General features: G+C 57.6%; 19 protein-coding genes and 1 pseudogene. 7 read left to right on the forward strand and 13 right to left on the reverse strand.

Annotated elements, in window-relative coordinates; all coding sequences use genetic code 11:
* Positions 1–193 precede the first annotated feature (193 nt).
* Entirely contained in the window at positions 194–1582 is a 1389-nt protein-coding gene (locus AMR74_RS16200) for an ATP-binding protein (RefSeq protein WP_053773094.1), read from the reverse strand.
* 1723 nt (positions 1583–3305) lie between these two features.
* Between AMR74_RS16200 and AMR74_RS18045 the strand changes: the two genes are divergently transcribed.
* Positions 3306–3926: an archaellin/type IV pilin N-terminal domain-containing protein gene (locus tag AMR74_RS18045; protein WP_077152443.1), complete on the forward strand. Its 621-nt coding sequence runs from the start codon at positions 3306–3308 to the stop codon at positions 3924–3926.
* Between the two features lie 113 nt (positions 3927–4039).
* Here the strand turns inward: AMR74_RS18045 and AMR74_RS16205 are convergent, their stop codons facing one another.
* The 6 genes from AMR74_RS16205 to tenA all read right to left on the reverse strand — a co-directional run bounded on the left by AMR74_RS16205 (position 4040) and on the right by tenA (position 9005).
* Positions 4040–4594: a hypothetical protein gene (locus AMR74_RS16205; RefSeq protein WP_053773095.1), complete on the reverse strand. Its 555-nt coding sequence runs from the start codon at positions 4592–4594 to the stop codon at positions 4040–4042.
* Entirely contained in the window at positions 4591–5847 is a 1257-nt protein-coding gene (locus tag AMR74_RS16210) for an NRAMP family divalent metal transporter (protein ID WP_082356917.1), read from the reverse strand. The genes AMR74_RS16205 and AMR74_RS16210 overlap by 4 nt, the downstream gene beginning before the upstream one ends.
* Positions 5848–5909: 62 nt before the next feature.
* Positions 5910–6074 (reverse strand): hypothetical protein, encoded by a 165-nt coding sequence (locus AMR74_RS19300; RefSeq protein WP_158293545.1) that lies wholly within the window; start codon positions 6072–6074, stop codon positions 5910–5912.
* On the reverse strand, positions 6071–7606 hold the full coding sequence (locus tag AMR74_RS16215; protein WP_053773096.1) for a sodium:solute symporter family transporter: 1536 nt from the start codon (positions 7604–7606) through the stop codon (positions 6071–6073). Before AMR74_RS16215 ends, AMR74_RS19300 begins: the two co-directional genes overlap by 4 nt.
* Complete coding sequence (locus tag AMR74_RS16220) at positions 7600–8343, reverse strand: TenA family protein (RefSeq protein ID WP_240471229.1); 744 nt, start codon at positions 8341–8343, stop codon at positions 7600–7602. The genes AMR74_RS16215 and AMR74_RS16220 overlap by 7 nt, the downstream gene beginning before the upstream one ends.
* Complete coding sequence (tenA, locus tag AMR74_RS16225) at positions 8340–9005, reverse strand: thiaminase II (protein WP_053773098.1); 666 nt, start codon at positions 9003–9005, stop codon at positions 8340–8342. Before tenA ends, AMR74_RS16220 begins: the two co-directional genes overlap by 4 nt.
* Before the next feature lie 505 nt (positions 9006–9510).
* On the opposite strand from tenA, the gene AMR74_RS16230 reads away from it, so the two are divergent.
* Both AMR74_RS16230 and AMR74_RS16235 read left to right on the forward strand, forming a co-directional pair.
* The gene (locus tag AMR74_RS16230) at positions 9511–9822 is read left to right on the forward strand and encodes a hypothetical protein (RefSeq protein WP_053773099.1); all 312 of its coding nucleotides are present in this window, start codon (positions 9511–9513) and stop codon (positions 9820–9822) included.
* Positions 9815–10258, forward strand: a complete 444-nt coding sequence (locus tag AMR74_RS16235) for a metal-dependent transcriptional regulator (RefSeq protein WP_077152449.1) — start codon at positions 9815–9817, stop codon at positions 10256–10258. Before AMR74_RS16230 ends, AMR74_RS16235 begins: the two co-directional genes overlap by 8 nt.
* Positions 10259–10437: 179 nt before the next feature.
* Here the strand turns inward: AMR74_RS16235 and AMR74_RS16240 are convergent, their stop codons facing one another.
* Both AMR74_RS16240 and AMR74_RS19305 read right to left on the reverse strand, forming a co-directional pair.
* On the reverse strand, positions 10438–10986 hold the full coding sequence (locus AMR74_RS16240; protein ID WP_053773101.1) for an OsmC family protein: 549 nt from the start codon (positions 10984–10986) through the stop codon (positions 10438–10440).
* A gap of 680 nt (positions 10987–11666) precedes the next feature.
* On the reverse strand, positions 11667–11936 hold the full coding sequence (locus AMR74_RS19305; RefSeq protein WP_167551940.1) for a hypothetical protein: 270 nt from the start codon (positions 11934–11936) through the stop codon (positions 11667–11669).
* A gap of 484 nt (positions 11937–12420) precedes the next feature.
* Between AMR74_RS19305 and AMR74_RS18845 the strand changes: the two genes are divergently transcribed.
* Genes AMR74_RS18845 through AMR74_RS16250 form a run of 3 tightly spaced genes read left to right on the forward strand, consistent with a single transcriptional unit; the run spans position 12421 to position 15343 of the window.
* Complete coding sequence (locus tag AMR74_RS18845) at positions 12421–13533, forward strand: CARDB domain-containing protein (protein ID WP_158293669.1); 1113 nt, start codon at positions 12421–12423, stop codon at positions 13531–13533.
* Positions 13530–14192 carry an ABC transporter ATP-binding protein gene (locus AMR74_RS16245; protein WP_053773102.1) on the forward strand — a complete coding sequence of 221 codons (663 nt, stop codon included), beginning with the start codon at positions 13530–13532 and terminating at the stop codon, positions 14190–14192. Before AMR74_RS18845 ends, AMR74_RS16245 begins: the two co-directional genes overlap by 4 nt.
* Positions 14192–15343: an ABC transporter permease gene (locus AMR74_RS16250; RefSeq protein ID WP_394324744.1), complete on the forward strand. Its 1152-nt coding sequence runs from the start codon at positions 14192–14194 to the stop codon at positions 15341–15343. Before AMR74_RS16245 ends, AMR74_RS16250 begins: the two co-directional genes overlap by 1 nt.
* On the opposite strand, the gene AMR74_RS19995 is transcribed toward AMR74_RS16250, so the two are convergent.
* The 4 genes and pseudogenes from AMR74_RS19995 to AMR74_RS16255 all read right to left on the reverse strand — a co-directional run bounded on the left by AMR74_RS19995 (position 15314) and on the right by AMR74_RS16255 (position 17081).
* Positions 15314–15586 (reverse strand): hypothetical protein, encoded by a 273-nt coding sequence (locus AMR74_RS19995; protein WP_167551941.1) that lies wholly within the window; start codon positions 15584–15586, stop codon positions 15314–15316. The genes AMR74_RS16250 and AMR74_RS19995 overlap by 30 nt on opposite strands.
* A 39-nt stretch (positions 15587–15625) precedes the next feature.
* Positions 15626–15787 carry a hypothetical protein gene (locus AMR74_RS20000; RefSeq protein ID WP_394324745.1) on the reverse strand — a complete coding sequence of 54 codons (162 nt, stop codon included), beginning with the start codon at positions 15785–15787 and terminating at the stop codon, positions 15626–15628.
* A gap of 89 nt (positions 15788–15876) precedes the next feature.
* Positions 15877–16122: pseudogene (locus AMR74_RS20005) on the reverse strand (DUF3179 domain-containing (seleno)protein); the annotation flags it as partial.
* A 212-nt stretch (positions 16123–16334) separates the two neighbouring features.
* Entirely contained in the window at positions 16335–17081 is a 747-nt protein-coding gene (locus AMR74_RS16255) for an IclR family transcriptional regulator (RefSeq protein WP_053773104.1), read from the reverse strand.
* Positions 17082–17404: 323 nt separating this feature from the next.
* On the opposite strand from AMR74_RS16255, the gene AMR74_RS16260 reads away from it, so the two are divergent.
* On the forward strand, positions 17405–18769 hold the full coding sequence (locus tag AMR74_RS16260; RefSeq protein WP_053773105.1) for a sugar ABC transporter substrate-binding protein: 1365 nt from the start codon (positions 17405–17407) through the stop codon (positions 18767–18769).
* Positions 18770–18772: the final 3 nt, after the last annotated feature.

Genomic DNA, 18772 nt, shown 5'->3' on the forward strand with positions numbered 1-18772 from the left:
CCTTAAGACCGTGCTCGGCCTGAAATCCCATGGTGGGATTCCCGCGACTTTAGGCGTGGGAGGAGGTCAAATGTCGCTACGAGGCTCTCCAGACTATTGCTCGGAGCCGTACCGACCCGCGCTACCGCTTCGGTTGAACGACCTGCTCTCGTGGTCGGACAGGAAGACTCCAAGCTGTGCCAACCAGCCGTTACTATCCAAGCGCGGCGACGACGTCGTCGATCGTATAGAGACGGACATCGTCGCGCTCGCGGGCGGCGCCTTGGACACTGTCGGCAAATCCACTCCGGGAGAACAGCGCGTATTCGACGGTTCGCGAGCCACCGCCCGACGGCTGCCACCGGAGTTCCTCGACGTGCGTCTCCAGCGATGCCAGGGCGCCGTAGTCAAGCGGCGATGCCTGATACTTACACTCGCCGACGACAAGCGTGTCTTCGTCAGTGAGCCCGACGACATCGATCTCGTGGTCTTGATACCACCACTGCCCAACATCGACGATCGGCGTCTCGTCGTACAGGGTCCACAGGGCCTCACAGCACAGTTGCTCGAAAGCAGGAGCGACGAAATCGGCCAGCTCGGGGTCGACAAGTCGGTCGTAGGCCTCCTCACCGAACTGGTCGTACCGATCCGCACTCCCGTACAAGAATCGGAACCAGAATCGGAACAGGGGATCCCGAAGTCGGTACTGACTCCGCTTGGATCGTTCAGGTTTCTCAGTCACGGGCACATGCCGTTCAATGAGTCGGAGCCGGGAGAGCCGATCCAGATACGTCGATAGCTGGTTGTAGTCGATACCTGTCACGCTGGCAATCTCGTTGCGGCCTGTTGCCCCGCCGGCGATCGCTTCGAGGATCGAGAAGTAGCGCGTCGGCTCCGTTAGTTCCATCCGGAGAACGTACTCCGGCTCGTTACGGAGCGATCCGTGGCGAGTTAACACCGTCTGCTGGATGTTCTCGCCGAGGGACCGATCCGCGTCGAGTTCCTCGAGGTAGTAGGGAACACCACCGAACACGCTCCACGCGCGAACGGCCTCGTCCGCCGTCGCATCGTCCGGGAAAAACTCTGTCGCGGCGTCGAACGAGAGTTCACGGATGTCGAGTGTAAGGGAGGTTCGCCCGTACAGCGGACTGTCTCCGAGCAGCGTTGCTTCCTCCATCATGCTGATCGACGACCCGACCAGCACGAACGTCGTCTCCGACTCGTCGAACTCGTGGTCGAACAGCGCCTGTAACACCGACGGGAGGCTCTCGTCCTGTTCAATCAGGTACGGAAACTCGTCAAGGACGACAATCGCGTTCTGGTCGGCTAGATACCGGAACAGGCGCTCCCAATCAAGACGGATATCTTCGATACCAGGAACCGTGTCGGCCGCAGCTTCGACGAATTGTTCCAGTTGGAGCTCCCGCGTCTTCTGTCGTGCCTGATAGAAGACCGCGTTCTCTCGTCTCTCAAGCGCCTTCTTGACGAGTCTCGTCTTCCCGAGCCGTCGTTGGCCGTACACGACGGCGAGATTCGCGTTTTCCGAGTCGAAAAGCCCGTGGAGCCGAGCCAACTCCTCTGAGCGGTTCACGAAGCTTGTCATGGCGCTGAATTAGTGGTGCGGAATAAAAATATTCTGAATAATCATATTCTGCAATATCATATCTAGAGATATTATCGATTGAGGATTCAACAGAGTCGTGTATTTGGCTCTGTTGAAATCCTATTCTTCAGATATGTTCTCGTCTGAAATAGCCGGTCGATGAGAGTTGCTTACTGATACATCCGTTCGAAAACAGACTGTGTAACGATTATAACGACGGTGACAATGGTAAACCTCGACAACAGTCCAAAATCGGTCAATGCCCGTAGGGCGATCAGAACACCAATGGCAACTACAACAGAGGCGGCTAGTTTCTGGTTCTCGCGGGAGACCATATCGTAAATCAACAGAATTGAACAAAGTACCTACCGGAAAGAGGTTCCTCTGTACTGGCCGCAACTGAGTCAGAATATCTCACTTACTGAGGATTTCAATAGAGTCGCTCCCGTAGATATATACGCCCTCATTCTCAAACATAGGAATTATGAATACTGAACCACGCCGCATACTCCTCGGTGTTTTGTTTGTGCTTCTTGGAATCGCACTAAGTGGATTCAGTTTGATTTATGATGCGGTTACACCCTTAGGACTAGCCCTCAGTCTGTTGTTTGTACTACTCGGTATCGCCTACATATGGTCAGATGGAACGATTTCAGAAGAGTTGGGGATAGGGATCTCATAACGGTCATTTGGATCTGTTGAAATCATATTCCTCAGACATGCCCTTATCAAAACCGCTGGTCAGTGTGACGATGCTTATTGACCCGGTGACCAATTTCCTGTAAAAAACAGGTAGGCCTCACCGAATAAAATGAGAGCGAGAATCCCGACGGGAACGGCCCATATCCCACCAATGCTCAATATTTCCAGTAGAAATCCGACCGTTATTCCAGCGATCAGGAACAGGAGGCGCGAACCGAGGGACTCGCGTTTGGAGGATTGCCCGGACATTATTTATGCCACGTTGCTTAGGGTTTAAAAGTCATATCCAATTGAATCCTTAGCACTAACCTTCGATATATTTCGTTTTGAATAATTCAGAGTGATCGATCAAGATTATGAACGAGACAAGCGATAGTAAGTTCACGGCTCTGTTGAAATACTTAAGAAATGACAGGTCGGCGTACGGGATACAGCGGACCCAACTAGTCCAGCAAACCGTTCTCAATACATCGAAGTCCCCACAAGTATTCCGGAGAGAACATTTCGACCGGCGGTAGACTACTCCCAGTAGGAGTCAACCGATTCACCAGCGAGCCGTGCGCGGACAAACAGGTACGTGAAATGTACGGGAACGTAGCCGAGACAGAATAACCAGCCCTGTGGATTTGAGACTAAGTTCCATGTGCGTTCAACGCCTCTAGATCCCTTAGAAAGCGTCTCCAACCCGGTAACTGACTCAAGAGCTGGCCCGACGATATATACAAATACGCAAAGATAGAGTATGCCCACGACAAGAAGCTCGAGTGACTGATCGGAACGCATCGTTCGTCAAGTGATGGACAATAGATGTAGGCCGCAAATAAGGTCACTGGCTCTGTTGAAATCCCATTCATCAGATAGATTTTCACCTGAAACAGCCGGTCGATGAATTCTCTGTATTGACCGTGATCGGTCTGGAACATATCTCCTGCTGAGGATTTCAACAGAGCCCTGTACTTGTAATTTCGATACTGATAGCTACCGATGAAACGTTTAGTATGATAACCGCGCAAATCACTCCATGACATCGATCGACGATCGTGGCGCATCCCCAGTTATTGGTACTATACTCATGGTCGCGATCGTCGTAGTCATCGGTGTCGCTGTCGGGATGACGGCGATGGGATACAGCGACGATCTTCGAGATCTGACGGCCCCTGTAACCTACGGGGATAACCTGATCCAGAATCCCGGCTTTGAACGCGGAAACAACAGCTGGGAAGACGGCACTGGAAACACAACCTCTGCCGCGAAAATTGTCGAGGGAGGCGGGATAGACGGCTCTAATGCGGTGCGACTCCAGAGTGTTAGCGGGCAGCAAGACTACGTTGAACAAAATCTTGACACGGTGTTGAGACCCGATGCGGAGTACCGTCTATGTGCGGAATCTCGTCTTGACGAACAGAGTGGCGGACGGGCATGGGTTGGCGTCCAGCACGCCGACGGTGGACCCAAAAATCACCTCGCCATCTGGGAGGTGACGTGGGGAGAATACCGCGGACAGTGTGAGTATTTCAAGGCTGATGCTGAATTGAAAAATATTACAGTGTGGGTGTATACTGAGGGTGACGAATCGGTTCTTGCTGACGAGTTTGTCCTACAGCGAACGCAGTTCCTGACTGATGCAAGGCCCGACGAGTAGCCAATAGCATCGGTTCTGATTCCTCCGCTGTGAACACGGCGTAGGATGCGTCACGTCCCGGCCGCGTCGGCCAACTTTTTGCGGCGGCCAAATAGGGAGCTCCTTAGGGAGGGTTAACTGAGTTCGATTGTTCGATCAGTCCAACTCCTCAGGCGGCGTAAAACCGTCTGTTCACGCCGCGAGACGGGGTCATCTCTCCCGAACTCGTCTCCCTCGTAGGCGTTGACGACGACGCAGTCAGCTTGGCTACAGTACTCGATGAACTTGTCTAGGTCTCCCGCCTCATGTTGGAATCCGATGGTGGCGTCGTTGACGAAGACGGCGGCAGGAGCGGACGGTGCGTCGTTGAACCGGCGGTTGGCTCGTTCGGCATTTTCACGGGCTAATTTGAGCACGTCTGCCGTCTCACTGCCCTGTGAGCGCGGGGCGTTTGCTTCGACGGGGTCGATCCAGACCTGGTCGGGAATCTCCACGAACCGGCACAACCGGCGGCCGACGACGCGGTCGGTTCGACCCAGCTCGGGGCCGAACTCGAAGACAACCGTCTCCTGTGTCCGACCGTCTTCAAGCCAATTCGTGAGTGTCCGTGCGGTGAGACTCGTCTTCCCGACCCCAGATGACCCGACGATCAGTGTCCGTCCGGTCAGCGGGATCTGTGTCTCTGTCACACCAACACCTCCTCACGGACGTATTTAATACCCGAGACGACCGTCGCCACGCCGAGTAGGAGGGCAAACGCGAGGACGGTCCCGGAAAGGACGTCAATACCGCTTCCGACCTGCTCTCGGAGAAAATTCACTGCGAGCGTTCCGGAGACGACCAGTAGGCCAAGTCCCCCGGCGTTTGCCAGCGTGGAAGGCGGCTCGGACACCGCATCGCTGTTAAGCAGGTAGAGTACGATCGCGATGGCGAACGGCGTCCCCACTGTTCCCAATGCGAGGACGAGCACGAGTTGACTGATAACCTCCCCGCCGATGAACGCGCCAGCAGCGGACACCAGTGCGAACCCCGCGAGCAGGACTCGATATCGCGTGTCCGAAACCGATGTCCCCCAGCCGAGCTTGTCTGCGACGAGAAACGGCGGGACAACGGTGTTTCCACCGAGGGTGGAGACGGCAGCGCCACCTAGGCCCAGAAGAAACAGCGTCCCGGCGCTGTCACCGACCAGCGGACCTAGCGTCTTTCCGGCACCGATCGCGGTCAGTTCCGGGTCAGACAGCACGCTCGCTGCCACGAGGAAAACGGCGACACTGTAGACGCCGAACGCCCCCAGCATCGAGACGCCGATGTCCAGTGCGGCGAGGTCGTAGTCTCGGACGGTCCAGTCCCGGGCTCGCATCGTATACGACTGCATCGTTATCAGCGTGATGTGAACCGCGCCGCCGAGGATGCCAGCTGCGATCAGCCCGCTACCCGCGGGTAACGACGGCATGAGACCGGTCGCAGCGGCCTCGTAGTCGACGGGGACGACCCACAGCGACGCGACGAACGCGAGCACGACGACCGTCACCAGCGCCTTAGAGAGGAATTCAATGAACCGGTAGCCTCGACCGGCAAGCCCGGCCGCGAGAACTATCCCCCAGACCACCCCCCAAATCCGGGCATTGACACCGGTCAACGACGCCGAAACAGACGCGGCAGTGTTCATGATGACGAACTGCGCCGCGCCCGCGACGACAACAACGTCGACAACGAGGACGACCGCCCACCCCTCACCGACGTGGTCCTCCACGACGCCTACGATACCGCGTTCGGTGAGTAGCCCGAGCCGCATCGCGAGAAACTGCGCGACCGCACCCGCGGCCGCGGACAAAATAACAACCCAGAGGAACATGTAGTCGAAGCTCGCACCGGCGGCAATCAGGCTGGCCATCGTCGCCGGGCCGGCGGCGATGGCACCGGCTACCCACGATGGACCCATCTCGCTGAGGTATGCACGAACTGTACTGCCACCCGTGGACAGACGTTCGGATCGGTGACTGCTCACAACTCGTCACCGGGCTTGGACGTGCCCTTGTGGCTCCCGTTGCCACCGATCCAGCCGAACTCAGCGGCGATCACATACACCTCATACAGGAACACGGCGGAAACGGCCGAGACTGTCCCCCAGAGTAATATCGCGAATTCGGCCGACCCAACCGGGGTCATTGGTCGTCCACCTCCCGGTCCTCCAGTTGTCCGCCGTCGGGTTGTAGGTCGTCCAGCCGTCGGATCTCGCTCGCGAGCTCGTCGAAATCATATCGGTGTGACGAGCGCTTGGCAAACGCTAGCGTACACACAGTTGCGGTCACGAAGGCACCGGCGAACGACGTGAGATAAAGCCCGTCAGGTGACGGCAACATCGCACCGACGAGTGGGATCGCACGGAGAGCGTCGGCGATCCCGAGCGGAAACGGAAAGACTGCCGCACCGACCGCGAGGCCACCGACACTACTTATCAGTGCGCCCGTCCCGGTGAGTCTGTCCGAGAACAGTCCGTACAGGAACGGGACCGCGACGGCTGCGCCCAAGAGGTCGGCAAACAAGAAGAGCGCCAACACACTCTGCGCCGTTTGGCTGACGTAGATTGCCGCGACAGCGACGACGATTGTGAGCACTCGGGCGCTGAGCGAGAGCGTCCGGTCGTCGGGGTCGTCGAGTAATCGCGGGAGGTCTGCCGTGACAACGCTCGAAAGCGCGTTGAACAGCGTGTCGACCGAACTCATCACGAGCAGGAGTGCGAGAAGTGTGACCGCGACCACGGCCCACTCCGGGAACGTCTCACCCAGAAGCGCAAAGAACGCTGTCGAAGGGTTCTCGACGGATGCGTTGCCGACGGCGACAACGCCGAATAAAGCTGCGAGTAAGACTATCATTCCGTTAGCAACGGTCGCGGTTCGGAACCCTCGCGCAACCGTCTTCGCGTCAGAGCCGGCGTATATCCGCTGCCACCACGTCTGATTGATTAGCTCGGCGCCGAATATCGCGAGTGCGATAGCGATCCCGAACCGGATCCCGTCCGAGTTCAGTGGGTCGAGCAGAGACGGGTCGGTCGCGACGATCCCGCCGTAGACTGCTCCCGTTCCGCCGAGGGTAACGATCGCGCCGGTGAAGGCGATGACCAACAGCGGGAGAACCAGTGCGGTCTGGACCGTGTCGGTGAGAATGCTCGCGCGGAGTCCACCGTACCCCGTGTAGGCCAAGACGAACCCGCCGACGAGGACCGCCGTCAACCACTGTGGCACGTCGGCGACGAGCGCGAGGGCTAACGCGATCCCAGTGAGTTCAGCGGCGAGAAAGATGAACATATAGAACACGCTCACGAGGAGAATAAACGTGTACATCGCGCTTCCATATCGAGCGTATGCGTACTCCGTGAGTGAGTGCCCGTCGGGAATTACGTCGCGAACCCGAGGTCCGATCTTCGAATACGCCAACATGGGAAGCGCCTCACCGACCGCGTAGCCGACGACCGCCGCGATACCGAAGGAGGCCCCTGCTTCGGGCGCCGACAGCAGGACCCAGACGCCCATCACGGAGGCGATCAGCGTGGCGGTCAGCTGTCCCCCACCGGCCGAGTTGCGGGCGGTAATGAGGTCCTCGGCCGAATCAAACCCCCCGCGGGAGGTGTAGACCCCCATCGCGGTGAATGCGACGAGCGTCGCGATGGTGAGTCCGAGCACTGTCTCAGTCGTCACCATCGCCGACCAGCCTCCGACATCTCCTGATCGTACGCTGCCGCGAAGAAGACGAACTCCAGCTCAACAGTCCGCCGGAACAACCGCTCGAGGCCGCGTTGTCGCTGTGGCGAGACCATAGCACCCTCGCGGTCGAGTTCTCCTCGGAGCCACGTCACGAAGTCACCGAACGAGTCGTTGTTGTGGAGGTCGATCCACTCGGCGAGATAGAAGCGGTCAGGCCGCTCAGGAGGCATGTCCGTGGCCCATTCGAGATAGATCCACTCGGCAGGAACCAGCACGGCGAGTGTTTCGGGGTAACCGCCTTCACGGCCGGCCCGTTCGAGCAAGTCCACAAACGCTCTGCTGCTGGCGGTGAGTTCCGGATCCGCGTCCGTCGCCTCGGGGACATCGAGCGCCTCGAAGGCCCGTTCGAAGTAATCGTTCTCGTCGTCCGTGAGTACGGTCAAGAATTCGGTAAGTGACGACTTCGCCTCCATCGTGGGTGCGTCACCGACCGCGCGACCGACCGTTCCAACGAGCGTTTCCACGAATGCGTAGTCCCGAACAAGGTATCGTCGGAACGCGTCGTCGGCAAGCTCACCGCTCCCGAGTTCTCGCACGAATTGGTGCGTCACTGTATCGGTCCAGTCGGGTTCAGCACGTCTGCGAAGCCAGTTGGTGAACGAGGGGTCGTCACGGTTCGTGGCGTAGGTGTCGAACGAGTCCGGCGCGCCCGTGGTCTCGTCGCCGGCGCTCATATTGCCCACTCCTCCTGTCGCCATGCGGCGTCCCAAAACCGGTATTCGTAGCGGGCCGAGGTGTGGAACAGTTTGCGAAACCGCTCTCGCGTCTCGGTATCGGCGTCGGCTGCCACGTCGTTGAGGAGTTCTTTACACCACGTCGTGAGTTCGGTGAACTCCTCGCCGGCGTACGTCTGGATCCACTCCGCGTACCGTTCGTCGTCGGGAAGTCCCCTACCGGCGAGTCGTTTCCCGGTCTCGTTGAATCCCCACATACAGGGGAGTAACGCTGCGACGAGGTCACCGAACGTCTTCGTCGCGGCCACTCGGACGAGAAAATCGGTGTACGCTCGTGTCGTGGGGGACGGTGTCGTCGCTTCGAGATTCGCCTCCGAGATACCAAAATCTGCAGCGTACGCACGGTGAAGGTCCATCTCCGTGTTGATCGTCGAATCAAGCAGTTCGGCGAACGTCCCCATTCGACCGATATCGGGAGCCTTCGTCGCGCCGTGTGCAAACACTCGAGCATACTGGGTTAGGTAGTAGTAATCTTGCTCAACCCAGTAGCGAAACGTGGCCTCGTCAAGTGTCCCTTCACCGAGCTTTTCGACCATTGGGTGATCGACGATGGCCTGCCACGTGGCCTCAGCCACATCGTCGAGTTCGTCGGTAAAGACCATAGCCGATGTCTATCGTTCGCCAACTTATAATTTAGTAATATAACCAAGTAATGGCAGGGGGAGGCAAATGCGTCTCTCCCGCTTCTGGCGGATGACGCTTGACTTTGAGACGGTTGCGTTGAGAAGATATTCTCCGTCTCCACGGAGACGCCGCTGTCGGGAAGATTGAGACCGACACTAGTCTTGAGCCGCATCTTGTCTCGGACGATCAAGCGTTTGCCGTCGAAACCGACGATGGGCAGTGGTCGTATTGAGATGTGGCCGCGCCGGCCTCTGGAACGCGGCCGAGTACGCCCAGTCGGTACTCATCGAGGAGGTATGGTACCTCTTCGGTAGGACCCACCAGATTAGGATGGCCGCCTAGCGGGTACTCGCTAAGCAGGTCCCAAAAGCGCTCAAGCCGATTGGTGTCAACATCACGCTGACTGTCTGCGGCGGGCGCGCCTGACTGGCGGTTTTGCTACTAGCAAACCGTTTATATTACACGAGGGGTAGCACCAACGAGATGAGCGACGAGACGCCACACCGCCGCCGGCGGCGCCGGCGTCGTCGCGACAACGGCCGGTTCGCGGAGACAGTCCCGCCCGAGGCGGTCCAAGACGTGTTTAGCGCCGTTGACAGCCCGGTCGTGACGACCACAGACGTCGCAGACGTGCTCGGGGTATCGACCGAGGCAGCGCGGACGAAGCTCAACGGGCTGGTCGAGCGGGAGGAGCTCCGCCGGCGTGAGACCGGCCGGACAGTCGTGTACTGGGTAGCCGACGACACCGGTGGTCGACTGGCACAGGAGCGGCACGAGGGTGGACACGATGAGTGACGCGTCCTCTGCGAGCCTCCCCGTGAGCCCGGCGGAGGGGCGTCATCTCTGCGGACTGCTGGTATTGACGCTCACCGACGACTCCCCGGTCAGCACCGGTGTTTTGGCCGACTCCCTCGGCGTGAGCGGGCCGACGGTCACCGAGACGATTAAAACACTCGACGAAACGGGGCTGGTGACCTACGAGCCCTACGTCGGGGTGGAGTTGGCCCCCCGCGGCGAGCGCATCGCACGGGACCTATTGTGGCGGCGGTGTCTCGTCCAGCAGTTTTTCGAGACGGTGGATATCTCCTTGGATACCGAACAGGCCTACCGGATCGGCCGGGCCGTTCCCTCCGGAGAGCTCTCCCGACTAGACGACCAGCTCTCCCGGCCTTGTGACCGCCCCTGCGAGGCGACCGACGCGCTCGACTGCGAGCGGCTGGTCAGCCGGTGACCGACGGTGCGGTCCGTCAGTCTCCTCGCGGCCGCTGGGTTCGCGCTTGTTACAGTTAAAACAAGTCTGAGTCAGTGGTTAGAAATATCCTGCGTATTGACCGCCGAGGATTCTACTAGATTTCGTTAGTGCGTCGGGCGGATGGGTTCCTTTCCTGATTCACCCGACGGAACGACCACTTACTCGAACTGGAGATCGAAGTCGAGTGTGACCTCGTTCGTCACGTTGTCGTACACCGGCGAAGTTGCTATGACTTCCTCGTGTAGCTCCCTGAGTTCGTCTTCCGACGCGTCTGCGTCGAGGTGCGTCGTGGCACGGATCTGGTCGTATCCCACTCGGACGTCCTCGCTCAATCCGAGGAACCCACGGAGATCGATGTCACCCTCGAACTCGAAAGAGAGGTCATTGAGCTGAATGCCGTGAGCCGCTGCGTGCCCAGCGTACGTTACGCTCAGGCAGGATCCAATCGCAGCGAGGAGATGTTCAACTGCGTTCGGACCAGCACGGTCGCCGAGCAGCGCTTCGGGTTCGTCGCCAGTGATCGTGAACTCCGGCGACTCGACTGTCGTTCCATCCTGCGTGAAATCGCTTATGTGTGTCTCACTCGCAAAACCACCGATCCACTCAGTTTCTGCCCGGAAGGTGAATGATGCCTTATCGGGGTCTTTAGAAGCCGATTCAATCAGGTTTTCGAGCGCGTCTGTATCTATCCCATTGAGTTCAGACATTCTTTTTTCGCACAATACTATCTGCGTTCTGGATATAATACTTTCGCCTTATTTGTCTTCGGTGAGATTACACACTACGGTTGGGTAACATTACTGCGTTGCTCGTGTAAATTTGGCCGTCTCTGTGAAGTACCTCGGGGCTTGACTCCGAGGGTGAAGCCGACCGATTCTTTTACAATCAACTGACACGAAGCTATTAATACAGTCAGAGAAACTCGAAAGACGGCTTAAAGATCTTAATCCAATGCTGACTAAGACACGATATGGAAATGTGGTGTCTCTCAAACCCCGCGTCTTCGACACGGTGAGACGGACACTATCGGGTCGTGGTGGAGCGACCGACTCCCACGGACGCAATCGGGCGTTCGGGTGTTAATTCCAGCCGAGTGCTAATGCACGAGGTCGGGAGGAATTAAATTCGCCTGCGTCTGTCCGTCCGTCTCTGGACGATACAGACACAACGGTGAAGCCTCGGGGCTTGTCCCCGAGGTACTTCACCATACGGCCATTCTCAATGTGCGGACTGACCCGCATCAGCTATCGGATGCACAAACACTCAAGATCGAATGCTGGGAGGATCCAATTCCATCTTGTGCTGATGGAAAGTCGTCATACGATCTTCTTCAGGACTTCACCAACGTGTTTGACTGAAGATAGGGTATACACTGTTCTGTGACTACTCAGTCGGTGACTCGCTCGCGAGTCACAGCGATGAGTAGCCACAAGAACAGCCACGCGAACAGAAACACGACGAGGAGGCCAGTTGGAGACAGGGCTCCAAGCGGACTCATGAGATCGGCTAACACTGGGAGGGAGAGGAGAAAAATAATTCCAGCTCCCACGCTCCCACCAAGGCACTCAACGAGTGGCCAGACTGCGGTGTTACCCGTCTTAATGTCGCTATCTGGGTGGTGATGCGACTCTGCCCCCGCATAGCTTGGTGTGGCCATACATACCACCTGTCAAAAGGTACACATTCAATCGTTATAAATCTGTCTCCGGAAACCTCATAGAGTGAAACGCCGCCTAAGAAGTGGTTTCAGCCCTGAGTAAGCCGTACCGCTCTACAACTGGCGACGTGACGGGATGGGCAGACAGGCCACGGTCGATGTCGACCGTGACGTGGGTTCAGGATTCACTTGTCAGCGATACCTGTTGCCTTATGTAACACTTACAGTCCCCTATTCACCGGATTTCTACATAAGGCATTGATTTACAAGGCCGATTGAATGAACTCAACATAGACTTGGCCTTTTTATCCACAGACTGATTTAAATGAGATGTGCAGGTACATTCCCCCCAACACACAGTTCGGTGCGAGATTTGCTGGTACATGCTGACACAACTTGCCCTGGCTGCCCCAAAGCGGGTGATACCCTCGTGAGACGGCAACAGCTGCTGCCAGTTTCTCTCACACTTCTCACAATTATATGTGTGGCCTTCGGGGGCGCAACTGTCGCTTCTGCGCAACAATCGGCAGTCAGCGTGTCTGTAGATGCGTCACCAGAAGATCCGGTTGTTGGTGAAATGACGACATTCAATGTCACAGTGACAAATCAAGAAGGCAGCAACAGCATCGCTGATGTCTCTAGTATCATGCTTCGAACGAATCAAGAGCACTATGAACGCGTTGAAGATGTCGGGTCACTTGCTCCCGGTGGAAGCCTCACCGTCAAAATGACGACATCCTTTGAGCAAGCAGGACAAAAAAACCTCAAAGCGCACGTTTCTGCTAAACGCGCGTCTGGCGGGAATCTCCGTGCCATCTACAGTCCTGTGACAGTAGATGTGCAAGAACTCGATATCAACGGTGGGCTGTCGACGGCCTCAAACGGGTCTGATGAGACCACGGTCACCTTCACGAACTACGGAAATGTCGAACTGTCTAATATCGAGATAACGGCGACAGCGGACGACAGCGTGCGTGACAGCAGAGATGTGTTTGATGTCGATCCCGACGAGGAGACCTCGGTAACATTCGACACCGGAGAGTACGACACTGACATCATCAACTTCTCCGCGACGTATACTGCACGCGGTGAGCAGTACGAAACAACGCGGACAGCAACACGCGATCAGCAGGTCACGGGAGAGATTCGCCTCACGAGTATCGACGTGACAGCAAGCGGCTCAACGGTCTCGATCGATGGTGAGGCAGCGAATATTGGTGGCACCGATGTTGAGTCGGTTCTCATCAGCATCCCGACGACAGACGGCATCACCCCCGCCGGTGGGTCTGGAGAGTACTTCGTTGGGTCTGTTGACGCCAGCGAATTTTCGACGTTTGAACTGACAGCGAGCGTTGAGCGAGATACAGTCCCGATTAGGGTCGCGTATATCGCTGACAATGACCGCGTGACGAAGACGCAGACAGTCGATATATCGTCACTCAATGCGACTACTGGAGCAGCGGGGCAGACCCAACCAGAAGCCACTTCGGGGGGCGAACAGAACCAGTCCGGGCTGCCACCCCTACTGATAATCCTTGGAGTAGTGCTCGTTCTTACACTAGGAGGCCTCGGCCGATATCTGTGGAATCGTGAATGAGTGTAATCCAACTCAGAGACGTAGTCAAACGATACAACACCGAGGCTGAGACGATTGAGGCGCTGAAAAATGTCGACTTCCACGCTAACCGCGGTGAGATGGTCGTCGTGACCGGGCCGTCAGGAAGCGGGAAAAGCACGATGCTCAACATGATCGGTTTGTTAGATACTCCGACTACGGGCAAGATTTTCCTTGACGGGCGCAACATCACCGATTTCGATGAGGATGAGCGGACGGAGGAACGTCGGTCACAGCTTGGATTCGTCTTCCAAGACTTCCACTTGCTTCCGATGCTCACAGCCGAAGAGAACGTTGAGTTGCCGTCAATGTGGGACACCGATGTTGATCGTCGAGAGCGTGCTTCCGATCTGCTAGAGCGGGTTGGTCTCGGTGACCGACTCACGCACACGCCTGACGAACTCTCTGGCGGACAACAACAGCGCGTCGCCATCGCCCGTTCGCTGATCAATGAACCCGATATCCTGCTCGCAGACGAGCCAACTGGAAACCTCGATCAAGACACTGGGAAGACGGTTCTCGATGAGATAACCCGACTGAAACAAGAAGAAAACATCGCGGTCGTCTCGATCACTCACGACGAGCAGCTAGTGGCGTATGCGGATCGAGTTGTCCGTATTGTTGATGGGGTGGTCCAGTAGTGGGGCGTACAAGCGTTCTTCGCCGCTTCCCAAGCGTGCTGATGGCGTGGCGAAACCTCGGTCGCAACCGGACCCGGACCGCTCTCGCGGTGCTGGGTATCGTGGTCGGCGTGATTGCGATCGCGTCACTCGGTATGGCTGGGGTGGCGCTCGAACAGCAGGCCACCTCAAGCCTCGGTGGCCTCACCGATCAAGCAATCATCTCGCCCGGAGAAGATATCGATACTGACGGCATCACCGATGCGCAAGTTGAGACGATTCGGAATATCTTGCCGGGGGTATCCGTCATTCCGCAAAAAACGAATTTTACAGAGCTTTCAGCACGGAATGGCGAAGAAGCGAACGTTCAGGTAACGGGTCTGACAAACCCAGCACCGTTGTATGATCTCTCTGTTGGAACTGAGCCCACACGACTTGAAACAGGGGCTCTCATTTCCGAGAGTACTGCACAGACACTCGGGCTGGAGATCGGTGATCCAATCGAATATGAAGGACAACTGTTCCGTATTCGGGGATTCATCGCCTCACAAAGTGGCTTTGGTTCTGATGGCGGGGGAGAACTTGTGCTTCCGCTCTCAGCGCTCAACCAACAGGACGACTATAATTCTGTCACCATCATCGCTGAGGACGGAGATGCCGCAACCGAAGCGGCAACCACGATAGAGGAGCACTTCAACGAGGACGATGACGAAGTTCTCAGTGTGACCACCTACGCGAGTGTCCAAGAGAACATCAGCTCATTTACCGACACGCTAGAGCTTGCACTCCTCGGTATTGGCTCTATTTCACTGTTCGTAGCGAGTGTTGCCATTCTGAATGTCATGTTAATGAGCACAATAGAACGGCGGGGGGAAATTGGAGTGTTACGTGCCGTGGGTGTCCGCCGCGGCGAAGTACTCCGTATGATACTGACCGAGGCCGCATTCTTAGGCGTGGTCGGTGGGCTTGTCGGCGCTGCCGGATCCCTCGTTGTCGGTGTGGTGATGTTCAACGTGTTAGCCGGTGACCCAGCCCTCGCATTGGCTTGGTCAAGTTCGAGATACCTCCTGTATGGATTCATCTTCGCGCTCGTCGCAAGTATTCTGAGCGGGATCTATCCCGCATGGAAGGCTGCTAATGAATCACCAGTGGATGCGCTTCGTGGTTCGTGAAGTGTAGACGGGTCCAAACGCTAGAACGCTCATCTGTAGCAACGAATACCTGGCAGTAAGGCGGGTTTTGTTTATTGCATCGCCGAGTCCCGCCTCAGGATGCGCCTCACCACGACGCTTCCCGAAGTACCGAGTGAGCGCTCCTGACTCGGAGTTCCGCATCGGACAGAACGCGACCCACTTGAACGCGCATTCGTACTCCAACTCGATGCCCGCCTCTTCGCTGATCTCGACGGCGACCACCTCTAAGGGGCGCTGCTCGCAATCGTCGGCGGGTGTTACCTAGATGGAGTCGATGATGCCACGCACCACCCGCCAGCCGGCCGCTTCGAGTGCGGTCTTTGCGTCAAGGAGGAGCTCGCGAGCGTAGGCGTTGATCGCCTCGTGGCACTCGATGCGCCCGAACATGGCGGTTGAGAAGCTCTGATACCCGAAGTAGGACACGAGGATCCACTTGATCGCTGAGGAGGCCGCTTCCCCGAGATGCCGAGGATGAGTTGCCGGCCGTCGACGGTCGCGCCGTAGTCGACGCCGCTCCCGCAGATCGGATACCACGTGACCGCGATCGGATCGCTTGCCTCGTCGGCGGCCACGATTGTATCGTTGACGACCTTGTGATAGATGAGGATCCAAATCGGGTAGGCGCGCGCCGATAACGCGCCGTCGGCCGGTTCGATGAGTCCCTCGAGTACTTCGTCACGGTCGGCTTCGCGGACGAAAAAGCAGCCCTCCGGTGACCGCCAAAGGGAGTATTTTGTGCGTCCCAAGCAGTGCGGCACGACCTGAACTGACGCAGTCGCCGTGGGGCTCGAATGAGCTCGTCGCTGGCGTCGACGACGGGGTTTGCGACCGCTACAATGTCATCCCGCTCAGTGCCGCGGGGGATTGCAATTATTCCACTATCCGTGATCTGGTCGAGTCGATCAGTTCTGACGAAAATTCTGTTTCCGGAGAGATATTAACTCGGACCGAATCGAGGAGGGCTGCCGCGTCACAACAGTTCGAGTTCGATCGTTTTTGCGGTGCTGGATACGAGCCCAGCTGTGTCTTCTTCGAGTCGCTTTCCCTGCATCTCGTCGGCCGGTCCAGAGACGCTAACCGCGCCCATAGGGTCACCGTCGACGACGATAGGCGAGGCGACACAGCGCCAGTTTCCGTCGAGTTCGCCGCGGTCGAATGCGATCTTTCGATCTCTGATCGACCGGAGCTCTGATCTGAGCGTCGCGGGATCTGTCACGGTTCGTTCGGTCTCCTGATCGAGTCCGTGTCGAGCGACGTACGCGTCGATCTCGTCCGGGGACCGGAACGCGAGGACCGCCTTCCCGGCGGCGGCCGCGTGAAGTTGGACGCTCCCACCGATCGGAATCGGGTGGTCCTGCTGGCCGGCGCGGTGGAGGTACACTACGTTCGGCCCCTCGGGGACGACGAGGTTCGCCACCGCGTTCGTGTTTCGTGCGAGCCCCCGAATTTCACCACGTGCCGCTTGGTAGACGGGGTTCCGTTCTCGTGTCCCGAACCCAATCCGGAGGCATTGGTGCGTGAGTTTGTACATTCCCTCCGTGTTCGTCACATATCCGAGCGTACAGAGCGTCGAGAGGTGGTTGTAGACCGCGCTCTTCGAGACTGCTAATTCGTCGGCTAGTTCGGTGACGCCGCCGCCGTCACGCTCATATAGCTCTTCGAGGATCTGGAGGGATGTCGCGGTTGCCTGAACGGTGACGGAGTCTACATCTCCCATCGTTTCGATAGGTTGTACGGACGACAGAGGTATAACCTTTGTTTACCATGGATGAACGTTGTGGGAGCTATGAATATATTTTCAAACTCAAATATAATAACACAATATTCAATGAGCAAAATTAAATAGATTCGCCGCCATATAGTGTAATAACTTATATAAGATAGTCTTGTTCTGACCAAGAAAACACATCACGAGCGTTTGTAACCTACTTTTAGAACAGTTGTCCAGTACATTTATATATCTATACTATAACCGAGCAATAGTCAGGTACGATCATGACTGATAAACTAAGCTACGCACAAGTGGGGCGACGACGGCTAATGAAAGGCGCAGGACTTGCGGGGATCGCGGGCCTCGCAGGCTGTGTCGGAACCGGTGATCCGGGCAGTGGAGACGGCAGCGACGGCAGCGACGGCAGCGACGACAGCGACGGCAGCGACGACAGCGACGGCAGCGACGGCGGTGACAGCAGTGACGGCAGCGGAAACACGGCGATGGCGTCCGAAATCGACGTGTGGGGCTGGGACGTTGCCGCGCGAGCGCTACAGATCACGGCCGAAGAGTACGAGGCAGAAAACGACGCGACGGTCGCGGTCGAGGAGTTCGGTCGCTCGGCGATGAAAGACCGCCTCCAGACCAACCTGCTTTCCGGCTCCGGTGCGCCGGCGGTCTCCATGCTTGAGTCCGTTGACGGTCCCTCGTTCATCGCGACTGACTCCATCGCCCCCCTCACCGACGAAATCGATGAGGCGGGCGTTCAGGAGGACTTCGTCTCCGGCAAGTGGGAAGCACTCACTGTCGACGGCGACATCTACGCGCTCCCGTGGGATACTGGCCCGACGGCGGTCTACTACCGCCGGTCGGTGTACGACGAACACGATATCGACCCCTCGTCGATCGAGACGTGGGCAGACCTCATCGAAGAGGGCCAGAAGCTCCCGGACGACCAGTACATGCTCAACCTCCCCGAGGGCGACCTCTCTGGCGTCTGGCGCTACCAGTTCCGTCAGCTGTCCGGCGAGCCGTTCCTGGACAGCGGCGAGGTGAACATCCACAACGAGAAGTCACTCAAAGTGGCCCAAAACATCAAAAAGATCTACGACGCCGACATCGCGGCCAACATTGAGGGCTGGACCTCGGCGTGGTTCAGCGCGTACGGCGACGCGACCATCGCGTCGCTCCCTTCGGCGGCGTGGATGGAGGGGACGTTGCGCGCAGAGCTACCCGACACCGCCGGCGACTGGGGCGTGTACAAGATTCCCGCCCTGGAGTCCGGCGGTCCACGAGCGTCGAACTGGGGCGGTTCCAACCTCATGATCGCCAACCAGGTCTCCGAAGAAAAGAAACAGCGCGGCTGGGACTACATGGAGTGGTCGCTGGCCACCGAGGAGATGCAACTCGCCATGTACGACGAATACGGACTATTCCCGGCACTGGAGACCGTCTACGACGAGCCAGTGTTCGACGAGGAACTGGACTTCTACGACGGACAGGCGGCTCGTGCGCTGTTCGCCGAGGTCGCACAGAACGCGCCGGGTTACCGGTTCACCGCCGACACACCCGAAGTGTCGCAGGCAATGGAAACCGAACTCCAGCGCATGATAAACGGCGAGCAGTCGCCTGAGGAGGCCGTACAGGCTGCTGCGGAGACGGTCGCCGAAAACACTGATCGAGACCTCGCGTAATCG

It is taken from the genome of Halorubrum tropicale (assembly GCF_001280455.1).
In the GTDB taxonomy this organism is placed as follows: domain Archaea; phylum Halobacteriota; class Halobacteria; order Halobacteriales; family Haloferacaceae; genus Halorubrum; species Halorubrum tropicale.